This is a genomic window from Streptomyces sp. NPDC017936, assembly GCF_044328485.1.
Taxonomy (GTDB): Bacteria; Actinomycetota; Actinomycetes; order Streptomycetales; family Streptomycetaceae; genus Streptomyces.
Window position 1 is genome coordinate 177,895 of record NZ_JBIRHK010000012.1, and the last position, 19,493, is coordinate 197,387.

Annotated in this window: 22 protein-coding genes; 12 read left to right on the forward strand and 10 right to left on the reverse strand. The window is 69.8% G+C overall.

The genetic code is table 11. From position 1 onward, the window contains the following. Positions 1–13 precede the first annotated feature (13 nt). Positions 14–331, reverse strand: coding sequence for a cupin domain-containing protein (locus ACH4F6_RS25020; protein WP_397962540.1), 318 nt, complete (start codon positions 329–331; stop codon positions 14–16). Between the two features lie 48 nt (positions 332–379). Here ACH4F6_RS25020 and ACH4F6_RS25025 point away from each other — a divergent pair, with 48 nt between their 5' ends. The 6 genes from ACH4F6_RS25025 (at position 380) to ACH4F6_RS25050 (ending at position 5,227) form a co-directional block, all read left to right on the forward strand. Next, positions 380–757, forward strand: coding sequence for a phage holin family protein (locus tag ACH4F6_RS25025; RefSeq protein ID WP_397962541.1), 378 nt, complete (start codon positions 380–382; stop codon positions 755–757). A gap of 7 nt (positions 758–764) precedes the next feature. Continuing rightward, positions 765–1,304 (forward strand): low molecular weight protein-tyrosine-phosphatase, encoded by a 540-nt coding sequence (locus ACH4F6_RS25030; RefSeq protein ID WP_397962542.1) that lies wholly within the window; start codon positions 765–767, stop codon positions 1,302–1,304. Continuing rightward, on the forward strand, positions 1,301–2,452 hold the full coding sequence (locus ACH4F6_RS25035; RefSeq protein ID WP_397962543.1) for a cystathionine gamma-lyase: 1,152 nt from the start codon (positions 1,301–1,303) through the stop codon (positions 2,450–2,452). The genes ACH4F6_RS25030 and ACH4F6_RS25035 overlap by 4 nt, the downstream gene beginning before the upstream one ends. 226 nt (positions 2,453–2,678) lie before the next feature. Continuing rightward, a complete protein-coding gene (locus tag ACH4F6_RS25040) occupies positions 2,679–3,584 on the forward strand; it encodes a LysR family transcriptional regulator (protein ID WP_397962544.1) in 906 nt (301 codons plus the stop codon). 87 nt (positions 3,585–3,671) lie between these two features. Beyond that, positions 3,672–4,154 (forward strand): NUDIX domain-containing protein, encoded by a 483-nt coding sequence (locus ACH4F6_RS25045; RefSeq protein ID WP_397962545.1) that lies wholly within the window; start codon positions 3,672–3,674, stop codon positions 4,152–4,154. Between the two features lie 206 nt (positions 4,155–4,360). Continuing rightward, positions 4,361–5,227, forward strand: a complete 867-nt coding sequence (locus ACH4F6_RS25050; RefSeq protein ID WP_397962546.1) for a GNAT family N-acetyltransferase — start codon at positions 4,361–4,363, stop codon at positions 5,225–5,227. Positions 5,228–5,303: 76 nt separating this feature from the next. Here the strand turns inward: ACH4F6_RS25050 and ACH4F6_RS25055 are convergent, their stop codons facing one another. Then, a complete protein-coding gene (locus ACH4F6_RS25055) occupies positions 5,304–5,723 on the reverse strand; it encodes a heme-binding protein (RefSeq protein WP_397962547.1) in 420 nt (139 codons plus the stop codon). A 51-nt stretch (positions 5,724–5,774) separates the two neighbouring features. Continuing rightward, positions 5,775–6,983 carry an MFS transporter gene (locus ACH4F6_RS25060; protein ID WP_397962548.1) on the reverse strand — a complete coding sequence of 403 codons (1,209 nt, stop codon included), beginning with the start codon at positions 6,981–6,983 and terminating at the stop codon, positions 5,775–5,777. A 141-nt stretch (positions 6,984–7,124) separates the two neighbouring features. Here ACH4F6_RS25060 and ACH4F6_RS25065 point away from each other — a divergent pair, with 141 nt between their 5' ends. Further along, positions 7,125–7,589, forward strand: a complete 465-nt coding sequence (locus tag ACH4F6_RS25065) for a MarR family winged helix-turn-helix transcriptional regulator (protein ID WP_397962549.1) — start codon at positions 7,125–7,127, stop codon at positions 7,587–7,589. 9 nt (positions 7,590–7,598) lie between these two features. Then, positions 7,599–8,051 (forward strand): GNAT family N-acetyltransferase, encoded by a 453-nt coding sequence (locus ACH4F6_RS25070; protein WP_397962550.1) that lies wholly within the window; start codon positions 7,599–7,601, stop codon positions 8,049–8,051. A 111-nt stretch (positions 8,052–8,162) separates the two neighbouring features. On the opposite strand, the gene ACH4F6_RS25075 is transcribed toward ACH4F6_RS25070, so the two are convergent. Together ACH4F6_RS25075 and dnaB are read right to left on the reverse strand one after the other, a co-directional pair. Continuing rightward, on the reverse strand, positions 8,163–9,548 hold the full coding sequence (locus ACH4F6_RS25075) for a serine hydrolase domain-containing protein (RefSeq protein WP_397962551.1): 1,386 nt from the start codon (positions 9,546–9,548) through the stop codon (positions 8,163–8,165). A gap of 99 nt (positions 9,549–9,647) precedes the next feature. Then, positions 9,648–11,126: a replicative DNA helicase gene (gene dnaB, locus ACH4F6_RS25080; protein WP_397962552.1), complete on the reverse strand. Its 1,479-nt coding sequence runs from the start codon at positions 11,124–11,126 to the stop codon at positions 9,648–9,650. A 459-nt stretch (positions 11,127–11,585) separates the two neighbouring features. On the opposite strand from dnaB, the gene ACH4F6_RS25085 reads away from it, so the two are divergent. After that, positions 11,586–12,923, forward strand: coding sequence for an MATE family efflux transporter (locus tag ACH4F6_RS25085; RefSeq protein ID WP_397962553.1), 1,338 nt, complete (start codon positions 11,586–11,588; stop codon positions 12,921–12,923). Between the two features lie 125 nt (positions 12,924–13,048). Here ACH4F6_RS25085 and rplI read toward each other — a convergent pair whose 3' ends face one another. From rplI to rpsF, 4 genes are all read right to left on the reverse strand, one after another. After that, positions 13,049–13,495 (reverse strand): 50S ribosomal protein L9, encoded by a 447-nt coding sequence (gene rplI / locus ACH4F6_RS25090; protein WP_396318931.1) that lies wholly within the window; start codon positions 13,493–13,495, stop codon positions 13,049–13,051. A gap of 18 nt (positions 13,496–13,513) precedes the next feature. Next, complete coding sequence (gene rpsR / locus ACH4F6_RS25095) at positions 13,514–13,750, reverse strand: 30S ribosomal protein S18 (RefSeq protein WP_003949403.1); 237 nt, start codon at positions 13,748–13,750, stop codon at positions 13,514–13,516. Positions 13,751–13,831: 81 nt separating this feature from the next. Further along, positions 13,832–14,407 carry a single-stranded DNA-binding protein gene (locus tag ACH4F6_RS25100; protein WP_397962554.1) on the reverse strand — a complete coding sequence of 192 codons (576 nt, stop codon included), beginning with the start codon at positions 14,405–14,407 and terminating at the stop codon, positions 13,832–13,834. A 78-nt stretch (positions 14,408–14,485) separates the two neighbouring features. Further along, complete coding sequence (gene rpsF, locus ACH4F6_RS25105) at positions 14,486–14,776, reverse strand: 30S ribosomal protein S6 (protein ID WP_004950685.1); 291 nt, start codon at positions 14,774–14,776, stop codon at positions 14,486–14,488. 287 nt (positions 14,777–15,063) lie between these two features. On the opposite strand from rpsF, the gene ACH4F6_RS25110 reads away from it, so the two are divergent. From ACH4F6_RS25110 to ACH4F6_RS25120, 3 genes are all read left to right on the forward strand, one after another. Then, positions 15,064–15,375, forward strand: coding sequence for a hypothetical protein (locus ACH4F6_RS25110; RefSeq protein ID WP_397962555.1), 312 nt, complete (start codon positions 15,064–15,066; stop codon positions 15,373–15,375). A gap of 215 nt (positions 15,376–15,590) precedes the next feature. After that, a complete protein-coding gene (gene femX / locus ACH4F6_RS25115) occupies positions 15,591–16,712 on the forward strand; it encodes a peptidoglycan bridge formation glycyltransferase FemX (protein WP_397962557.1) in 1,122 nt (373 codons plus the stop codon). A gap of 101 nt (positions 16,713–16,813) precedes the next feature. Beyond that, positions 16,814–17,845 (forward strand): alanine racemase, encoded by a 1,032-nt coding sequence (locus tag ACH4F6_RS25120; protein ID WP_397962558.1) that lies wholly within the window; start codon positions 16,814–16,816, stop codon positions 17,843–17,845. A gap of 82 nt (positions 17,846–17,927) precedes the next feature. Here ACH4F6_RS25120 and ACH4F6_RS25125 read toward each other — a convergent pair whose 3' ends face one another. Then, positions 17,928–19,424 (reverse strand): glycosyltransferase family 87 protein, encoded by a 1,497-nt coding sequence (locus ACH4F6_RS25125; RefSeq protein WP_397962559.1) that lies wholly within the window; start codon positions 19,422–19,424, stop codon positions 17,928–17,930. Positions 19,425–19,493 lie beyond the last annotated feature (69 nt).

A 19,493-nucleotide genomic window follows, 5' to 3' on the forward strand; every position in this document is an offset into this window, starting at 1 on the left:
GGGACGGAGACGATCAGCCCTCGGGCGGTGAGAACACGACCAGGACGCGCAGGTCCTCGCTGATGTGGTGGAACTTGTGGGCGACCCCGGCCGGCACGTACACCACGCTGCCGCGTGCCACCTGGGTCGTCTCCAGGCCGACGGTGAGCGACGCACGCCCGCTCACGACGAAGTACACCTCGTCCTGAGCGTGCGGATTCTGAGGATCGTGGTCCCCGGCGTCGAGCGCGTACAGCCCGACCGACATGTTCCGTTCGTGCAGGAACTGCAGGTAGGCACCGTCGTTGGCGGCTCGCTCCGCCTCCAGTTCGTCCAGCCGGAATGCCTTCATCGCCCTCGTCCACGCTCGCAGCCGATCTCTTCTGCCACGATCAGACACATGAAGAATTTCGTAGTCAAGACGATCGCCAACGCGGGCGCCCTGGCGGTCGCCGTCTGGCTGCTCGACAAGATCACTCTGACCGGTGACAGCACCGGCAGGAAGATCGGCACCCTGATAGTCGTGGCGCTGATCTTCGGACTGGTCAACATCGTGGTCAAGCCCGTCGTGAAGGTGCTGACCTTTCCGCTGTTCGTCCTCACGCTCGGCCTGATCACGCTGGTCGTCAACGCGCTGATGCTGCTCCTCACCTCGTGGCTGGCGGACAAGGTCGACCTGAGCTTCCACGTCGAGGGCTTCTGGACGGCCGTCGTCGGCGGCCTGATCATCTCCGTCGTCTCCTGGGCCCTCAACGTCGTCCTGCCCGACGAGGACTGAGTCCGCGATGACCTACCGCGTCTGCTTCGTCTGCACCGGCAACATCTGCCGTTCCCCGATGGCCGAGTCGGTGTTCCGCGCGCGCGTGGCGGAGGCCGGCCTCGACGGGCTGGTCGAGGTCGACAGCGCCGGCACGGGCGACTGGCACGCGGGCGAGAGCGCCGACCCGCGCGCCGTCTCCGTCCTGGAGGAGAACGGTTACGCCGTCGCGCACACGGCCCGTGTGTTCGAGCGGTCGTGGTTCGAGCACCTCGACCTCGTGATCGCCCTGGACTCCGGCCACCTCAGGGCCCTGCGCCGCCTCGCGCCCACGGACGAGGACGCCCGCAAGGTGCGTCTGCTGCGTTCCTACGCCCCTCCGTCGCCCGGCCGGCCCTCGTCCCGCGCGGCACACGCGCCTGCCGGACCCGCGGGCGACGACCTCGACGTCCCCGACCCCTACTACGGGAGCCGGGACGGTTTCGAGGAATGCCTTGAGATGGTGGAGGAGGCGAGTGACGGTCTGCTCGCCGCGGTACGTGAGCACGTGGAAGGACGAGGGGTATGAACGATTCCGCCAAGGCCGGGAACCTGCCCGCCGGCGAGGGCACGCGCGCGGTGCGGGCGGGCCTGCCCGAGCCCGAGAAGTACGAGCCGACCCTGCCGGGTCCGGTGTTCGCCGCCCACTTCCACCTGCCGGGCGAGCCCACGGGCCCGTACACCTACGGCCGCGACGAGAACCCGACGTGGACCCACCTGGAGCGGGCCATCGGCGAGCTGGAGGCGCCCGGACAGGACGGCGTCGAGACACTGGCCTTCGCCTCCGGCATGGCCGCGATCTCGTCGGTGCTGTTCTCCCAGCTGAGCGCCGGGGACGCCGTCGTTCTGCCCAGTGACGGCTACCAGGCGCTGCCCCTGGTCCGCGCCCAGCTGGAGGCGTACGGCATCGAGGTGCGCACCGCGCCGACCGGTGGCGACGCCCAGCTCGGTGTCCTCGACGGCGCGAAGCTGCTGTGGATCGAGTCGCCGTCGAACCCCGGGCTCGACGTCTGCGACATCCGGCGGCTCGTCGAGGCGGCGCACGGGCGCGGCGCCCTGGTGGCCGTCGACAACACGCTCGCGACGCCCCTCGGGCAGCGTCCGCTGGCGCTCGGCGCCGACTTCTCGGTGGCCAGCGGCACCAAGCAGCTCACGGGACACGGCGACGTCCTCCTCGGCTACGTCACCGGACGCGCGGGCGAGCCGATGACGGCCGTACGGCGCTGGCGCAAGATCGTCGGAGCGATTCCGGGGCCGATGGAGGCCTGGCTCGCGCACCGGTCGATCGCCACGCTGCAGTTGCGCGTCGACCGGCAGACGGCGGCCGCCCTGGCCGTCGCCGAGGCGCTGCGGGGCAGGCCCGAGGTGACCGGGCTGCGGTATCCGGGGCTGCCCGACGACCCGTCCCACAAGGTGGCCTCGCAGCAGATGCGGCGCTACGGGTGCGTGGTCTCCTTCACACTGCCCACCCGCGAGCGTGCCGAGCGTTTCCTGGAGGCGCTGCGGCTCGTGGACGATGCGACGAGCTTCGGCGGGGTGCGGTCGACGGCCGAACGGCGCGGACGCTGGGGCGGGGACGCGGTGCCGGAGGGCTTCATCCGCATGTCGGTCGGCGCCGAGGATCCCGAGGACCTCGTGGCGGATGTGCTGCGCGCGCTGGAGGAGTCGGCGCGGTGAACGTCGACGGGCACCCCGCGGTGTCCCGTTACGCACATCGGACGGTCCGAGCCTCCCCCCTCGTGGCTCGGACCGTCCGCGGTTCTGCGCGCGAAGAACCGCGTGACCAAGGCTAGTTGACTCTGTGTCAGTGTCCAATCACGGTAGCGACAGAGACCTATCGACTTATTTATAGTGAGGCCCTGCCTCGGGGGCCGGGACAGGACAGGGGGAGGGGCGGCGTTCCATGGATCTGGCCTTGCTGCGCACTTTCGTGACCGTGCACCGGGCCGGCTCCTTCACTCGCGCCGCCGCGCTGCTGGGGCTGTCCCAGCCGGCCGTGACCTCCCAGATCCGCACGTTGGAACGGCAGCTGGGGCGCCCCCTCTTCCTGCGCCAGGCCCGCGGCGTCACTCCGACGACCATCGGCGACGAGCTCGCCCACAAGGCCGCTCCGCACCTCGACGCGCTGGTCGAGATCGCCGAGACCGGACTCGACGACGAGTCCTCGGTACGGACCCTGCATCTCGCCGGACCCCCCGAGTTCACCGCCGAGCGGGCTCTGCCCGCCCTCACCGAGCTGTCCGGCGACGACGGACAGGGCCTCGCCCTGCGCGCCTCCTTCGGTACCACCGAGGAGGTCCTGGAAGGTCTGGCAGCCGGGCACCACGACCTCGCCATCAGCACGGTCCGGCCCCGCGGCGGCCTCCTCACCGCCACCCCCCTGTGCGACGAGGAGCACGTCCTCATCGCCTCCCCGCACCGGGCGGAGCCGATCGGTGCGCAGAGACCGCACCGCAGGGACGCGTCCGTGCTGAAGCACCTCCCCGTCGTGGAGGTCCACGAGTCGCTGCCCTTCGTCTCCCGCTACTGGGCCTCCGTCTTCGACTCGCGTCCCGCCGCCTCGGGCACCGTCATCGTTCCCGATCTGCGTGCCGTGCTCGCCTGTGTGATCGCGGGCGCCGGTCTGGCGGTGCTGCCCCGCTACCTGTGCGCGGCCGCGCTCGACCGCGGTGACGTCGTCGAGCTCCACGAGCCCGCGGTGCCGCCGCTGCGGACGTACGTGCTGGTGGTGCGCACCGGCACACTGGCGATGCCGCACATCGCGCGGGCGCACGAAGGGCTGCTCAGGACGGCTGCCGACTGGTGCTGAACGGCCTCCCCGTGACCTCACGGAACGAGCTCGTCCGGTGACCTCTCGCGATGTTTCACGTGGAACCAGCCGGGCCACATTTCTCCCATGACCGTCCGACCCGTGGTCAAGCGCACCGCCCGCGCCGTTCTGCTGGACGGCGACGACTTGATCCTGATCAAGCGCACCAAGCCTGGTATGGATCCGTACTGGCTCACGCCCGGGGGCGGGGTCGAACCGGAGGACGCGACCGTCGTCGAGGCTCTGCACCGTGAGGTGTACGAGGAGCTCGGCGCCAAGATCACCGATGTGGTGCCCTGCTTCGTCGACACCGTCGAGCACATCGGCGAGGACGGCGGCGCCACCGGGGTGAAGGTCCAGCACTTCTTCGTCTGCCGTCTGGGGTCCATGGACCCGACCCTGAGGCACGGCCCCGAGATCGACGAGCCGGTCGGCGAGTACGAGATCGTCCGGGTTCCGTTCACCCGCGTCGGCATCGCCTCCGTTCACCTCGTGCCGTTGTCACTGCGGCACTACCTCGACGGCAACATCGAGGGCGTACGTGCCATGCACGCGCCCGACCTGGGGTGACAACCGGAACGCCGTTCAGCGCCTGAGCCCGGCGGAGGTGGCGTCCGGCGCCCGACGGCGACGAGCTCCCCGGCCACGACGTGGCGCACGGGAAACGCCGGCGGCCTGCCGGCACGCTGTGGAGCTGATCGTGGCATGGCCAAAAGCACGCGCCTCACCGGGAAACAGGTGGACGTCGCAGGTGATGGTCGGACAGCCTGACCTGCGTGCCGACTCCTTCCCCCGCCTCTTTTCCCGTTCGCCGCCTGACGCACCGCGATCTCACCGCCTGCGCCGACCTGTCCGAGGACCGGGGGTGGCCCCGGGAAGAACACAAGTGGGGCCTCCTCCTCAGCGCGGGCAAGGGGTACGGCATCGACGACCCGCAGGGTGGCCTGGTCAGCGCCTGCGTGGTCACCGAGTACGGCCCGCACGGCCGGCCGGAACTCGGTGCCATCGGCATGGTGCTGGTCGCCGAGCGGTACGCCCGCCAGGGCATCGGCCGGTACCTGATGCGGCACGTCGTCTCCACGATGGGCACCACCCCCCTGACCCTGCACGCGACGCCGAACGGCCGTCCGCTGTACGAGAAGCTGGGGTTCGAGGTCACGGGCCGGGCCGAGATGGTGGTCGGGCACTTCACGTCCGACGGACCGGGTCCCGGCGTCGCCACCCGTGCGGCCACGGCCGAGGACCTCAGCACGATCATCCGGCTCGACGGGGAGGTGTTCGGCGCCGACCGCACCCACGTGATAGCCCGGCTGCCCGCCTTCGCCGACCAGGTGCGGGTCGCCGAGGACGACGGCCGGATCACCGGCTACGCGGCCGCCTGGCCCAACATGGACACCCATGTGGTGGGCCCGCTGATCGCGAGGGACACGGAGACGGCGAAGGCACTCCTGACGGCCCTCGCCGCCCACACGGACCGGCCCCTGCGCACCGACATCGACGTGCGCCACGAGGAGCTGCTGGCGTGGGTGAAGGAGCGGGGGCTGCGGTCCGTCGCCTTCAATGCCGTCATGACCCACGGGATCCCGGAACTGCCGGGCGACTGGAACCGTCGGTTCGCTCCGCTGACGGTGGCGGCCGGCTGACGCGGACACGGCGACGCCGGTCCCCTCGCTCGTCGGGAACCGGCGTTTCTCATGCGCCCGCGGGGACGCGGTCCCGTCAGGCGAGCGTCTCGAGGGCGGCCGTGGCGAAGCCGTGATCCTGCTCCGGAGCGCCGCCACCGACCCCGATCGCACCGATGAGGCGACCGTCACGGCGGACCGGTACACCGCCGGCGATGAACAGCAGCGGCCGGTCGAGCGCGGTGGGCAGGGTGTGGAAGGGAGCGCCGGGCTGTACGGCGTCGACGAGGTCCGCGGTGGGCGTGTTCAGCTGCAGCGCCGTGTACGCCTTGCGGGTGCTCGTCTCGCCGGAGATCAGTACGGCGCGGTCGTCCCGTCGGAAGGCCAGCAGATGGCCGCCCGCGTCCAGGACGGTGACGCTGACCGTGGCCCCGGCGGCCTCGGCGGCGCGGCGCGCGGCCGTGATGAGGGTCTCGGCCTCGTCGATGGTCAGGGGGGCGACAGCGGTGGTGCTCATGAGGGGGAGTTCTCCTTGGTCGTGGTGCTGAGGTTGTGGTGGTGACGGGGCTCAGTGGTGGACGGCGGCCGGCCGCTCGACGCTCGGACTGCCGGCGACGACGGCGCTCGGGGCGCTGTCGCGGCGCTCCAGCGCAGCCGAGACGAGGGCCAGCACCAGGGCGGCCGCGGCGAGGGCGGCGCCGACCCAGTTGGGCGCGGTGTAGCCGAGGCCGGCGGCGATGACCAGGCCGCCGAGCCAGGCCGACAGGGCGTTGCCGAGGTTGAAGGCGCCGATGTTGACCGCCGAGGCCAGCGTCGGGGCGCCGTGCGCCTGGTCGAGGACGCGCTTCTGCAGCGGCGGGACGGTGGCGAAGCCCAGGGCGCCGATCAGAGCGATCGTGACGGCCGCGAGGACCTTGTTGTGGGCGGTCAGGGTGAAGAGCGCCAGGACGACCGCCAGGACCCCCAGGGAGACGTAGAGCATCGGCATCAGGGCGCGGTCGGCGTACCTGCCGCCGACGAGGTTGCCGCCGACCATGCCGAGCCCGAAGAGGACCAGCAGCCAGGTGACGGACCCGTCGGCGAAGCCGGTCACGTGGGTCATCATCGGCGCGATGTAGGTGATGGCCGCGAAGACCCCGCCGAAGCCGAGGACGGTCATCGCCATGGCGAGCAGGACCTGGGCGTTCTTGAAGGCGGCCAGTTCGTGGCGCAGGCGTACGCCCTCCGGCCTGGGCATGTCCGGGACCAGCCGGGCGATGCCCGCCAGGCCGACGACGCCGAGCGCGGCGACGATCCCGAAGGTGACGCGCCAGCCGACGCTCTGTCCGACCAGGGTGCCCAGCGGGACACCGACGACGTTGGCGACGGTGAGGCCGGTGAACATCATGGCGATGGCGCCGGCCTTCTTGTCCGGGGCGACCAGGTCGGCTGCGACCACGGAGCCGATGCCGAAGAAGGCGCCGTGGGCGAGCGAGGCGATCACCCGGCCGATCAGCATGACGGAGAAGGCAGGGGCGACGGCGGAGAGCAGGTTGCCGACGATGAACAGGCCCATCAGCAGCATCAGCATCCGCTTGCGGGACACCTTGGTGCCGAGGACGGTCATCAGCGGGGCGCCGAGCATGACGCCGAGCGCGTAGCCGGTCACGAGGAAGCCGGCCGTGGGGATGGAGACCCCGTAGTCGCCCGCGACCTCGGGCAGCAAGCCCATGATCACGAACTCGGTCGTCCCGATTCCGAAGGCCCCGATCGCGAGGGCCAGTAGCGCGAGAGGCATGGGGGTACACCTTCCCAAACGATTGCAGGAGCGCTTTGCGTGCGTCCACAATAGTTGCAGACGCGGGATATAGGCAACAGCTGACTATTGCGGAGCTGCTCTATCCTGGATTCAGCCGCTCCGGGACGGAGGAAGACACCCATGACTGCGACGGACCCCGCGCTCACCGCCCTCGCCCAGGGCTGGTGCGCCCTCTCCCTGCTGCACGGGAGGATCGAGGCCCACATCGAGCGCGCACTGCAGGCCCGGCACGACCTGAGCGTGCGCGAGTACTCGCTGCTCGACGTGCTCAGCCGCCAGCACGACGGCGAAGGGGGCCATCTGCAGATGAAGCAGGTCGCCGACGCGGTCGTCCTCAGCCAGAGCGCCACCACCCGGCTGGTCACCCGGCTCGAGGACCGGGGGCTGCTCGAGCGCTACCTGTGCCCCACGGACCGCCGCGGCATCTACACCAACGTCACCGAGGCCGGCCTCGAACTGCTCGACGAGGCCCGCCCGACCAATGACGCGGCACTCCGCGAAGCTCTCGACGAGGCGGCACGCGACCCGAACCTGGCCCCCCTGGTCCGGGTCGTGGAGTCACTGAAGGCGCCCACTCCCGCATAGGGTGCGGCCATGGGAGATCTTGAGATGCGGGCCGCCGTCGCAGAGGACATCCCCGCGATCGTCGGCATGCTCGCGGACGACCCGCTGGGCGCCCAGCGCGAGTCGCCGGACGACCTCACCCCGTACCGGGCCGCCTGGGAACGGCTGAGTGCCGATCCGAACCAGCGCCTGGTCGTCGCCGTGCGCGACGGTCGCGTGGTGGGCACCCTCCAGCTGACGATCGTGCCCGGCCTGTCCCGGCGCGGAGCGACCCGGTCGATCATCGAGGGCGTGCGCGTCCACGCCGACGAGCGGGGCAGCGGCCTGGGCACGCGGTTCATCGAGTGGGCGATCGAGGAATCCCGGCGGGAGAACTGCCAGCTGGTGCAGCTGACCTCCGACCACACACGCACAGACGCCCATCGCTTCTACGAGCGGCTGGGCTTCGTGGCCTCACATGTCGGCTTCAAGCTTCCGCTCTGAGGCAACCGACGCCCGGTACCGCCGACCGAGGGCGGCCATGTTTCACGTGAAACGTGGCCGCCCTCGTCTCCCCCGCTTCCGGCTTGCTCAGCCGGTCGCGCACCGCATGCGTCAGCCGATCCCCCGCCATCCGCCGGTGTCGACGCCACCGGGTACATCAGCCCCGTTGTCGTACGGCTGGCGCGTGAACACGAACGACCCGAGGTCCAGGTGGTCCACCGTGCCGTCCGGGCGTCGTACGGCCCGCAGGACCTCACCGGCGAAGTAGCCCTCGAGTCCTGTCCAGGACCCGTCGCCGTTCGCCCTGAACCCTGAACGCCGGCCTCCACCGGAAAGCGGCCCCAAGGAGAGGAGGCCGTCGGCCGTGAGACGCAGGGCGAAGGGACTGGTGCCCCAGTACCACTGGCCGGCCAGCTCCAGGACGGTGCGATCGACTTCCCGCAACGGGCGCCACGGGGCGGGGAAGCGCGGCTCGGCCTCGGCCACGATGCACACGAGATCCGCGGCCACTTGAGAGACCATCGGTCCGGAGGTGCAGTTGCTGAGCACCACGGCGGCGACATCGTCGTCCACGCTGAGCGTGAGGCTCGCCAGGAAACCCGGGACGGACCCGGAGTGGCCCACCAGCAGCCGGCCGGACCGGGCCTCCACCCGTAGACCAAGCCCGTAGGCGCTGCCGTCCCTCAGATCCGTCTCTTCGGCCGGGGCCGCGGGCGTCCGCATCTCCCGGAGGGTCTCCGCGCTCAGCACCCGGTCGTCCCCGTGGGCCAGGAAGGCGGCGAACCGTGCCAGGTCGCCGGCGGTGGACCAGAGTTGACCGGCTGCGGCCATCCGCCCGAAGTCCTCGGTGGGCTCCGGCAGCATCACATCGGCCCACGGGTGCACCGCCCAGCCGCCCGCGTGCGGATGCTGCGGCCGTGTGGTGGTGCGGTCCAGGCCCAGGGGTTCGAGCACTTCGCGTCGTAGCGCCTCGTCCCAGGGCACTCCGCGGAGCTGCTCGACAAGGGCGCCCAGAAGGCTGTATCCGGGGTTGGAGTAGTGGAATCGGCGCCCTGCGGGATGGAGGAAGGGCTGGTCGCCGAGGACATCGGCGAGCTCGGGACGCAGCGCGCCCGGCGTCCGTTCCCACCAGGGACCGGGCGACTCGGCCGCCAGTCCCCCGGTGTGGGCGAGCAGTTGGGCGATCGTCGCCTCCCCCGTTCCGGTGCACGGCAGATGCTTCTCCAGCGGGTCCCCGAGGTCGAGCGCTCCCTCGTCACGCAGTCGCATCACGAGCACGGCGGTGAAGGTCTTGGTGATCGAGCCGATCCGGTACTGCACGTTCCTGTCCGGGCCGTGCCCGTCGACCGAGGTCCGCGCTCCGTGCCACACCGCCCGCCCGTCGCGCACGACAGCGGCGACGAGCGACGGGGCCCGCCCCTCGGCCTGGGCCACGGCGATCCGGTGCAGCAGCGCCCGCCGGGTGCCGGGGAGCAGCTCATCCTGAGGTGTCGTCATGGGCCCAGTTCACCCGGCCGCCCGGCCTGCGTCGAGGTCGTTTCGCCCAGGGCGCGAGACGGTGTTCGCGTGCACTCCCGCTGCCGCCGTCTGGTCCGGTCAGGTCTGTGCCATGTCCACGAAGCGCGAGTAGTGGCCCTGGAAGGCCACGGTGATCGTGGCAGTCGGACCGTTACGGTGCTTGCCCACGATGATGTCCGCCTCGCCCGCCCGCGGCGACTCCTTCTCGTACGCGTCCTCGCGGTGCAGCAGGATCACCATGTCGGCATCCTGCTCGATGGAGCCGGACTCACGCAGGTCGGACACCATGGGCTTCTTGTCCGTGCGCTGCTCGGGGCCACGGTTGAGCTGCGAAAGCGCGATCACGGGAACCTCCAGCTCCTTGGCGAGAAGCTTGAGATTGCGGGACATGTCCGAGACTTCCTGCTGGCGGCTCTCGGCGCGCTTCGAGCCACCGGACTGCATCAGCTGCAGGTAGTCGATGATCACCAGTTTGATGTCGTTGCGCTGCTTGAGGCGGCGGCACTTGGCACGGATTTCCATCATCGACAGGTTGGGGGAGTCGTCGATGTAGAGCGGCGCGGAGGAGACCTCGGGCATCCGGCGTGCCAGCCGCGTCCAGTCCTCGTCCGTCATCGTGCCGGAGCGCATGTGGTGCAGGGCGACGCGGGCCTCCGCGGACAGCAGGCGCATCGCGATCTCGTTGCGGCCCATTTCGAGGGAGAAGATGACGCTCGGCAGGTTGTGCTTGATCGACGCGGCCCGGGCGAAGTCCAGCGCGAGCGTGGACTTGCCCATGGCGGGACGGGCCGCGATGACGATCATCTGGCCCGGGTGCAGGCCGTTGGTGAGCGAGTCGAGATCGGTGAAGCCCGTGGGGACACCGGTCATCTCGCCGCTGCGTGAACCGATCGCCTCGATCTCGTCGAGGGCGCCCTCCATGATGTCGCCGAGGGGCAGGTAGTCCTCGCTGGTGCGCTGTTCGGTGACCGCGTAGATCTCGGCCTGGGCGCGGTTGACGATCTCGTCGACGTCGTCGTCACCCGCGTACCCCATCTGGGTGATGCGGGTGCCGGCTTCGACCAGGCGCCGCAGGACCGCACGCTCGTGCACGATCTCCGCGTAGTACTCGGCGTTGGCCGCTGTCGGCACCGTCTGGACGAGGGTGTGCAGATACGCGGCGCCGCCGACCTTGTTGATCTCGCCGCGCTTGGTGAGCTCGGCGGCGATCGTGATGGGGTCGGCCGGTTCGCCCTTCGCATAGACGTCGAGGATCGCCTGGAAGATCATCTCGTGCGCGGGCTTGTAGAAGTCGTGGCCCTTGAGGATCTCCACGACGTCGGCGATGGCGTCCTTGGACAGCAGCATGCCGCCGAGGACGGATTGTTCGGCGTCGAGGTCCTGCGGCGGCACCCGCTCGAAAGTCGGGCTCCCGCCGTCCCACGCGCCGTTGTCCCGGTCGCGGTCGTGCTGTTCGTCGCGGCCACGGCCGCCGTCGCTGCGTCGGCGGGCGGAGGGCAGACGATCACTGGGCCCGCTGTCGGCCCACGGATCGTCCAAGGGCTCGGAAGTGCTCACCGAGCCACCTCCTCCCGTCCGCGGAGCGGACCTCGCCGCGCCTCTCATTCCTACGGCACGGCACTGACAATTGAGAGGCCCAACTCCGGTGCTGGGGTGCCGGTTTTGTGAGGGTTTCACAGTCGGCGAGCGGAGCGGGCGCCGGACAACCGTAGGCCCGCAGGCACCGTCAGCCAATCTGGTTATCCACAGGCCATGTGGACGATGCCCCGGATGCTGTGGACAACTCCGCGAAACCTGTGCACGACGCGGTGGACAGCCCTGTGAACAAGCCCTCTTCTTTGCCTGTGGAACTCGCCTGACCTGCACTTTCGACATCCACGGGCTGTGCAGAAGAAAAACTTTCCCAGTCGGACCAAGATCGGTTCGAACGCCGGGCGAGAGGAGCTGCGGCCGCACGGCGAGTAAGGGTCACTTGCGGATTGCATCCATTACCTGTGGACGACTACATTGGCGGTCATGACACAAGCTGCCGCGCCCCCCGCAGCGTCCCGGCGACAGCATGATCGCGAGATCGTCGCACTGGCCGTCCCGGCATTCGGCGCACTCGTCGCCGAGCCTCTCTTCGTCATGGCCGACAGTGCGATCGTGGGCCACCTCGGGACCGCGCAACTGGCCGGTCTGGGAGTTGCCTCAGCCCTTCTCACCACCGCCGTCAGCATCTTCGTCTTCCTCGCCTACGCCACCACGGCGGCCGTGGCGCGCCGCGTGGGCGCGGGCGACCTTCCTGCAGCCATCCGGCAAGGCATGGACGGCATCTGGCTCGCCCTGATACTCGGGGTCGCCGTGATCGCGGCCGTTCTGCCCACGGCTCCGGCGCTCGTGGAATTCTTCGGCGCCTCGAACACGGCAGCTCCGCACGCCACGACGTATCTGCGCATCTCGGCGCTCGGCATTCCCGCCATGCTCGTCGTCCTCGCCGCAACCGGTGTCCTGCGCGGCCTCCAGGACACCAGGACACCGCTCTATGTCGCCGTCGCCGGCTTCGTCGCCAACGCCGCCCTGAACGCCGGCCTTGTCTATGGCGCCGGCCTCGGCATCGCCGGATCCGCCTGGGGAACCGTGATCGCCCAGTGCGGCATGGCGGCGGCCTATCTCGTCGTGGTGATCCGGGGCGCCCGCCGCCACGGCGCCTCACTGCGACCGGACGCCGTCGGCATACGGTCCTCTGCCCAGGCCGGCGCGCCCCTGCTGGTGCGCACCTTGTCCCTGCGAGCAGTCCTGATGATCGCCACCGCTGTCGCCGCCCGTCTCGGCGACGCGGACATCGCGGCGCACCAGATCGTTCTGTCCTTGTGGAGCCTGCTCGCTTTCGCTCTCGACGCCATCGCCATCGCCGGGCAGGCCATCATCGGGCGCTGTCTCGGCGCCGGCGACGCCCAGGGCGCCCGCGCCGCCTGCCGTCGCATGGTGGAGTGGGGCATCGCCGTGGGTGTCGTCCTCGCCCTGCTGGTGGTCATCAGCCGCCCGGTCTTCCTGCCGCTGTTCACCGGTGACCAGGTGGTGAAGGACGCGGCACTCCCCGCCCTCTTGGTGGTGGCGCTCTCCCAGCCGGTCTGCGGCATCGTGTTCGTCCTGGACGGCGTGTTGATGGGCGCGGGTGACGGCCCCTATCTCGCCCGGGCGATGGTGCTCACCCTGGCCGTCTTCGCGCCGGCGGCCCTGCTGGTGCCGGCTCTCGGTGGTGGGCTGACCGCACTGTGGGGTGCGATGACGCTGATGATGGTGGTCCGCATGCTGACTCTGTGGCTGCGAGCCCGCTCCGGGCACTGGGTGGTCACCGGTGCGACGCGCTGACCGTTTCACGTGAAACCGGCGTTTCACCTGGAACAGGGGCGGAGCCGTCCTGGACCCGAACACGCCGAAGGGGCCGCACCGGGAAGGTGCGGCCCCTTCTCAGCTCATCAAGCCGAGTGCAGCGGTCAGGCCGCGACAACCTCGATGTTGACCTTGGCGGCAACCTCGGGGTGCAGACGCACGGACGTCTCGTGGGCGCCCAGGGTCTTGATCGGCGTACCGAGCTCGATGCGGCGCTTGTCGACCTCGGGGCCGCCGGCAGCCTTGATCGCCGAGGCGACGTCGGCCGGGGTGACGGAACCGAAGAGACGACCGGCGTCGCCGGAGCGGACGGCCAGGCGGACCTTCACGCCCTCGAGCTGGGCCTTGACCTGGTTGGCCTGCTCGATGGTCTGGATCTCGTGGATCTTGCGAGCACGACGGATCTGCTCGACGTCCTTCTCGCCGCCCTTGGTCCAGCGGATCGCGAACTTCCGCGGGATCAGGTAGTTGCGAGCGTAGCCGTCCTTGACGTCGACGACGTCGCCCGCGGCACCGAGGCCGGAGACCTCGTGGGTGAGGATGATCTTCATGTTTCTGTCACCCTTCCCTTAGCGCGCGGTGGAGGTGTAGGGCAGCAGCGCCATCTCACGGCTGTTCTTGACGGCCGTGGCGACGTCACGCTGGTGCTGCGTGCAGTTGCCGGTCACGCGGCGGGCACGGATCTTGCCGCGGTCGGAAATGAACTTCCGCAGCATGTTCGTGTCCTTGTAGTCCACGTACGTGACCTTGTCCTTGCAGAAAGCGCAGACCTTCTTCTTCGGCTTGCGCACAGGCGGCTTCGCCATGGTGTTTCTCCTGTGTGATCAAGAAGTTGGGATACGACCCGCCCTCGACCCGAGCAGGCCCGGAAGACCGGGCCCGAAGGCCTAGAAGGGGGGCTCGTCCGAGTAGCCGCCACCGCCGCCGGAGTTTCCACCCCAGCCGCCACCGCCGCCCTGGCCACCACCGGCGGGAGCGCCGGTGGCCCACGGGTCGTCGGCGGGCGCGCCGCCCTGCTGGCCGCCACCGGGGCCGCCGCCCCAGCCGCCGCCCTGCTGGCCGCCGCCGAAGCCGCCGCCGCCCTGCTGGCCACCGCGGCCGGAGGTCTTGGTGACCTTGGCCGTGGCGTTGCGCAGGCTGGGGCCGACTTCCTCGACGTCCAGCTCGAAGACCGTGCGCTTGACACCCTCGCGGTCCTCGTAGGACCGCTGCTTCAGCCGGCCCTGCACGATGACGCGCATGCCTCGCTGGAGCGACTCGGCGACGTTCTCCGCCGCCTGACGCCAGACCGAGCAGGTGAGGAAGAGGCTCTCGCCGTCCTTCCACTCGTTCGTCTGGCGGTCAAAGGTGCGGGGAGTGGACGCGACACGGAACTTCGCGACCGCCGCACCGGAGGGGGTGAAGCGCAGCTCGGGGTCATCGACAAGATTGCCGATGACCGTGATGACGGTCTCGCCTGCCATGGGGGAACCTCTCGGCGGGTTTGCTGCTGGCTGCTTGTGTGGCTACTCAGATTCCCGAGATCGGCTGAGCGGGGACGCTCAGTGGGTCTCGGGACGGAGGACCTTGGTCCGGAGGACCGACTCGTTCAGGTTCATCTGGCGGTCGAGCTCCTTGACGACCGCAGGCTCGGCCTGCAGGTCGATGACCGAGTAGATGCCCTCGGGCTTCTTCTTGATCTCGTACGCGAGACGACGACGGCCCCAGGTGTCGACCTTCTCCACCTTTCCGTTGCCCTCACGGACGACGGAGAGGAAGTTCTCGATCAGCGGGGAGACAGCGCGCTCCTCGAGATCGGGGTCGAGGATGACCATCACCTCGTAGTGACGCATGTGGAACCCACCTCCTTCGGACTCAGCGGCCACGGTCGTTCCGTGGCAGGAGGGTTGTGATGCGTACGCAACGGTATCGGCCGCCACTGACAATCGGGGGTCGGCTTGCGACGTCCCCGCTCTGAGCTGGGCGGAGTCCCTGGGCGTGCCTGGGCAGACACCGGTGCAGACGGTACAGACTACCTGCACACCGGCTTCCGGTTGAAATCCGGCGGCGGTGGCCGTCAATCTGTACACATCGGGTGTGTATGGCGCTACGATGCGCCGCCTTCCGCAGGAGGTGCCCCATGGCACGAGCATTGCGACCCAACACCGGAGTCGGTTCCCTCTTCGCCACCGACGGCAAGTCCCACCCCGTCCAGGACGCCCTGATGGCGGTGACCCTGGTGCTCGGCGTGGTGTCCTTCGTCACGGCACAGTTCGACCACCTGCATCTCCTCAGTTCCTGGACCGGTCTGGTGGGGATCGGTACCGGCGCCTACGGACAGTGGATCTCCGAGACCACCCGCCAGCGCTTCTTCCTGATCCTGGGTCTCGGCGCCTCCGGCGTCGGCTTCATGCTCGGCATGGCGAACGGCGGCCTCTTCGGCGGCGTCTGACGAGTCGGCCGACGCCGGCCCGGGACCCCGGACGCCGGCGTCGGCCGAAGACGCGGAGGACGCCTGAGCGCCCGGTGAACCGCCCCGGCCGCCGACAAGGCCGGGGCGAAGCTGCCGTACGCCCAGTCGGGCCGCTCCCGAGGCGCAGTAGGCTTCGGCGCTAGAGCCGGAGCCCCTGTTCCCATGGGGACACACCAGCCCGAGGAGCGCCCCGAATGAGCCTGACCCTGAGGACGATCAGTCGCGAGCAGCATCTGGCGTACATCCAGAGCCTGCCGTCGGCGAGCCACATGCAGGTTCCGGCCTGGGCCGACGTCAAGGCCGAGTGGCGCTCGGAGAACCTCGGCTGGTTCGACAGCAGGACCGGTGAGCTCGTCGGCGTCGGTCTCGTCCTCTACCGTCAGCTGCCCAAGATCAAGCGCTACCTGGCCTATCTGCCCGAGGGCCCGGTCATCAACTGGTACGCGCCGAACCTGACCGAGTGGCTGGAACCGATGCTCGCGCACCTCAAGCAGCAGGGCGCTTTCTCGGTGAAGATGGGCCCGCCGGTGATCATCCGGCGCTGGGAGGCCACGTCCATCAAGGCGGGCATCCAGAACCCGGACGTGAAGCGGCTGCGCGACATCGAGGCCGACTTCATCGAGCCGCGCGCCTTCGAAGTGGCGGACAAGCTGCGCCGCATGGGCTGGCAGCAGGGCGAGGACGGCGGCGCCGGCTTCGGCGACGTCCAGCCGCGCTACGTCTACCAGGTGCCGCTGGCGAACCGTTCCCTCGAAGAGGTCCACAAGAACTTCAACCAGCTGTGGCGCCGCAACATCAAGAAGGCCGAGAAGGCCGGTGTCGAGGTCGTCCAGGGCGGTTACCACGACCTCGAGGAATGGCAGCGGCTGTACGAGATCACGGCCGTGCGCGACCACTTCCGGCCGCGCCCGCTGTCCTACTTCCAGCGCATGTGGACGGCCCTCAACACCGAGGACCCCAACCGCATGCGGCTGTACTTCGCCCGCCACAACGGGGTGAACCTGTCGGCGGCCACGATGCTGATCGTCGGCGGGCACGTCTGGTACTCCTACGGAGCCTCCGACAACATCGGCCGGGAGTTCCGCCCCTCGAACGCGATGCAGTGGCGGATGCTGCGCGACGCCTACGCGCTCGGCGCCACCGTCTACGACCTGCGCGGCATCTCCGACTCGCTGGACGAGTCGGACCACCTCTTCGGCCTGATCCAGTTCAAGGTCGGAACGGGCGGGCAGGCCGCCGAATACCTCGGCGAGTGGGACTTCCCGCTGAACAAGCTGCTCCACAAGGCGCTCGACATCTACATGTCGCGGCGCTGAGCACGCACCGGCGGCTCTCACCGCTTCAATGGCCTCAACGGCTCCGACAGCTCCCCCCTCTCTGACACACCGCAGCCACGAGAAAGGTTCCAGGTCCGGCCATGGCGCTCACGCTCTACGTCGACACCGCGCGCTGGCGGGCGCACCACAAGCACGTGCAGGAGCAGTTCCCGGGACTCGTCCCGGTCTGCAAGGGCAACGGCTACGGCTTCGGGCACGAGCGGCTGGCGGAGGAGGCCACCCGGCTGGGCTCGGACATCCTCGCCGTCGGCACGACGTACGAGGCCGCGCGCATCAAGGACTTCTTCGGCGGCGACCTGCTGGTGCTGACGCCGTACCGGCGCGGTGAGGAGCCCGTGCCGCTGCCGGACCGCGTCGTGCGCTCGGTCTCCTCGATCGACGGCGTGTACGGCCTCGTGGGCGCGCGCGTGGTCATCGAGGTGATGTCCTCGATGAAGCGGCACGGCATCAGCGAGCAGGACCTGCCGCAGCTGCACGCCGCCATAGAGAACGTCCGGCTGGAGGGTTTCGCCATCCACCTGCCGCTGGACCGCACCGACGGCTCCGACGCCGTCGAGGAGGTCATCGGCTGGATGGACCGGCTGCGCGCGGCCCGGCTGCCGCTGCACACCATGTTCGTCAGCCACCTCAAGGCCGAGGAACTCGCCCGGCTGCAGCAGCAGTTCCCGCAGACCCGCTTCCGCGCCCGCATCGGCACGCGGCTGTGGCTGGGCGACCACGAGGCCACCGAGTACCGCGGCGCCGTCCTGGACGTCACCCGCGTCGCCAAGGGCGACCGCTTCGGCTACCGGCAGCAGAAGGCGGCCTCCGACGGCTTCCTGGTGGTCGTGGCGGGCGGAACGTCGCACGGGGTGGGCCTGGAGGCCCCGAAGGCCCTGCACGGCGTCATGCCGCGCGCCAAGGGCGTCGCTCGCGCCGGCCTCGCCACGGTGAACCGGAATCTCTCGCCGTTCGTGTGGGGCGGCAAGCAGCGCTGGTTCGCCGAGCCACCGCACATGCAGGTGTCCATCCTCTTCGTGCCCGCGGACGCTCCCGAGCCGACCGTCGGAGACGAGCTGGTGGCTCATCTGCGGCACACCACCACCCAGTTCGACCGGCTCGTGGACCGCTGAGTCGCCGGAACAGGGCCATGACGAAGGCCGTACACGGACTCCGTGTACGGCCTTTCGTATGACGCGGAAGCGTCCTGTTCACTCAGGGCGAACTGTCGGTCCCCTGCTTGCCCCACCCCACCTGCGCCCCGTCGAAGGGCGCGGCGTGGCGGGGAGGACGGGTGGCCGCACCGAGGACGAAGACGTCCTCCGCACCGTCGAGCACACCGCCCGAGGGATCGTCGTCACCGGCCTGCCGCACCACGTCCCGCTCCGGCATGAGGATGTCCCGCACGACCACGGCACACAGGTACAGCGTCCCCAGCAGGTGCGCGCCGATGGCCCAGTGGTAGCCGTCGGTCGGCAAGCCCTTGTGGGCGTCACCGCTGGTGGTGTAGGCGAGGTACATCCAGATGCCGAGGAAGTACGCCACCTCGCACGCCTGCCAGATCAGGAAGTCGCGCCACTTCGGCCGGGCGAGCACGGCCAGCGGCACCAGCCACAGGACGTACTGCGGTGAGTAGACCTTGTTGGTGAGGATGAAGGCCGCCACCATCAGGAAGGCGAGCTGAGCGAAGCGGGGGCGGCGGGGAGCGGCGAGCGCGAGCCCCGCGATGCCCACGCAGCACACCACGACCAGCAGCGTGGCCAGGGTGTTGACGCTGTCCGTGGTGAGGGGGTCGCTGGAGTTCTGGGCCAGGATCAGCCAGAAGGAACCGAAGTCGACGCCCCGCTCCTGGCTGAACGTGTAGAACTTCGACCAGCCTTCGAAGGCGAAGAGCATCACCGGCAGGTTCACCACCAGCCAGGCGACGACGGCGCCTCCCAGAGCGGTGCCGAACTCCCGCCACTTCCCCGCCCGCCAGCACAGGACGAACAGCGGGCCCAGCAGGAAGACGGGATAGAGCTTGGCGGCCGTGGCGAGCCCGAGCAGGACCCCGAAACCCAGCGAGCGGCCCCGCGACCACATCAGCATGGCGACGGCCGTCAGAGCGACCGCCAGGAGGTCCCAGTTGATGGTGGCGGTCAGCGCGAAGGCGGGTGCCAGGGCGACCAGCAGACCGTCCCAGGGGCGCCGGGCGTGCGTGCGGGCCACGCAGACGGCGATGACGGCCGCGCACGCCATCAGCATCCCGGCGTTGACCATCCAGTACCACTGCTCCTGGTGCTGGATGCTGCCGCTGCCCGGTGTCAGCCAGCTGGCCACCTCCATGAACACACCGGTCAGCACCGGGTACTCGAGGTACTGCATGTCGCCGGGGAGCTTGTCGAAGTACGGCACGAGCCCGTCGGCGAACCCGCGCCCTTGGTAGAGGTGCGGGATGTCCGAATAGCACGCGTGCGTGTACTGGGAGCTGGCGCCGAAGAACCATGCGCCGTTGTAGCAGGGCGCCTTCTGGACCAGCCCGAGGGCGAACATCCCGATCGCCACGAGCGCGACGACCCGTACGGGAGTCAGCCAGGACGTCCCCGTCAGGGCGTGCCGCCCGAGGGGGCCACCGATCAGCTCGCTGCCGGCACCGGCGACCTCGTCGTCCCTGGTCGGCCGTACCGGGTCCGGCTCGTGCACGCGCGTCGGCGTCGATTCTGCACTGGGCATGGGCCACATCCTGCCGTACGGACCTAGGAAAAAGCCGAGGGCCGCCCCACCTGCTGCCGTGGGACGGCC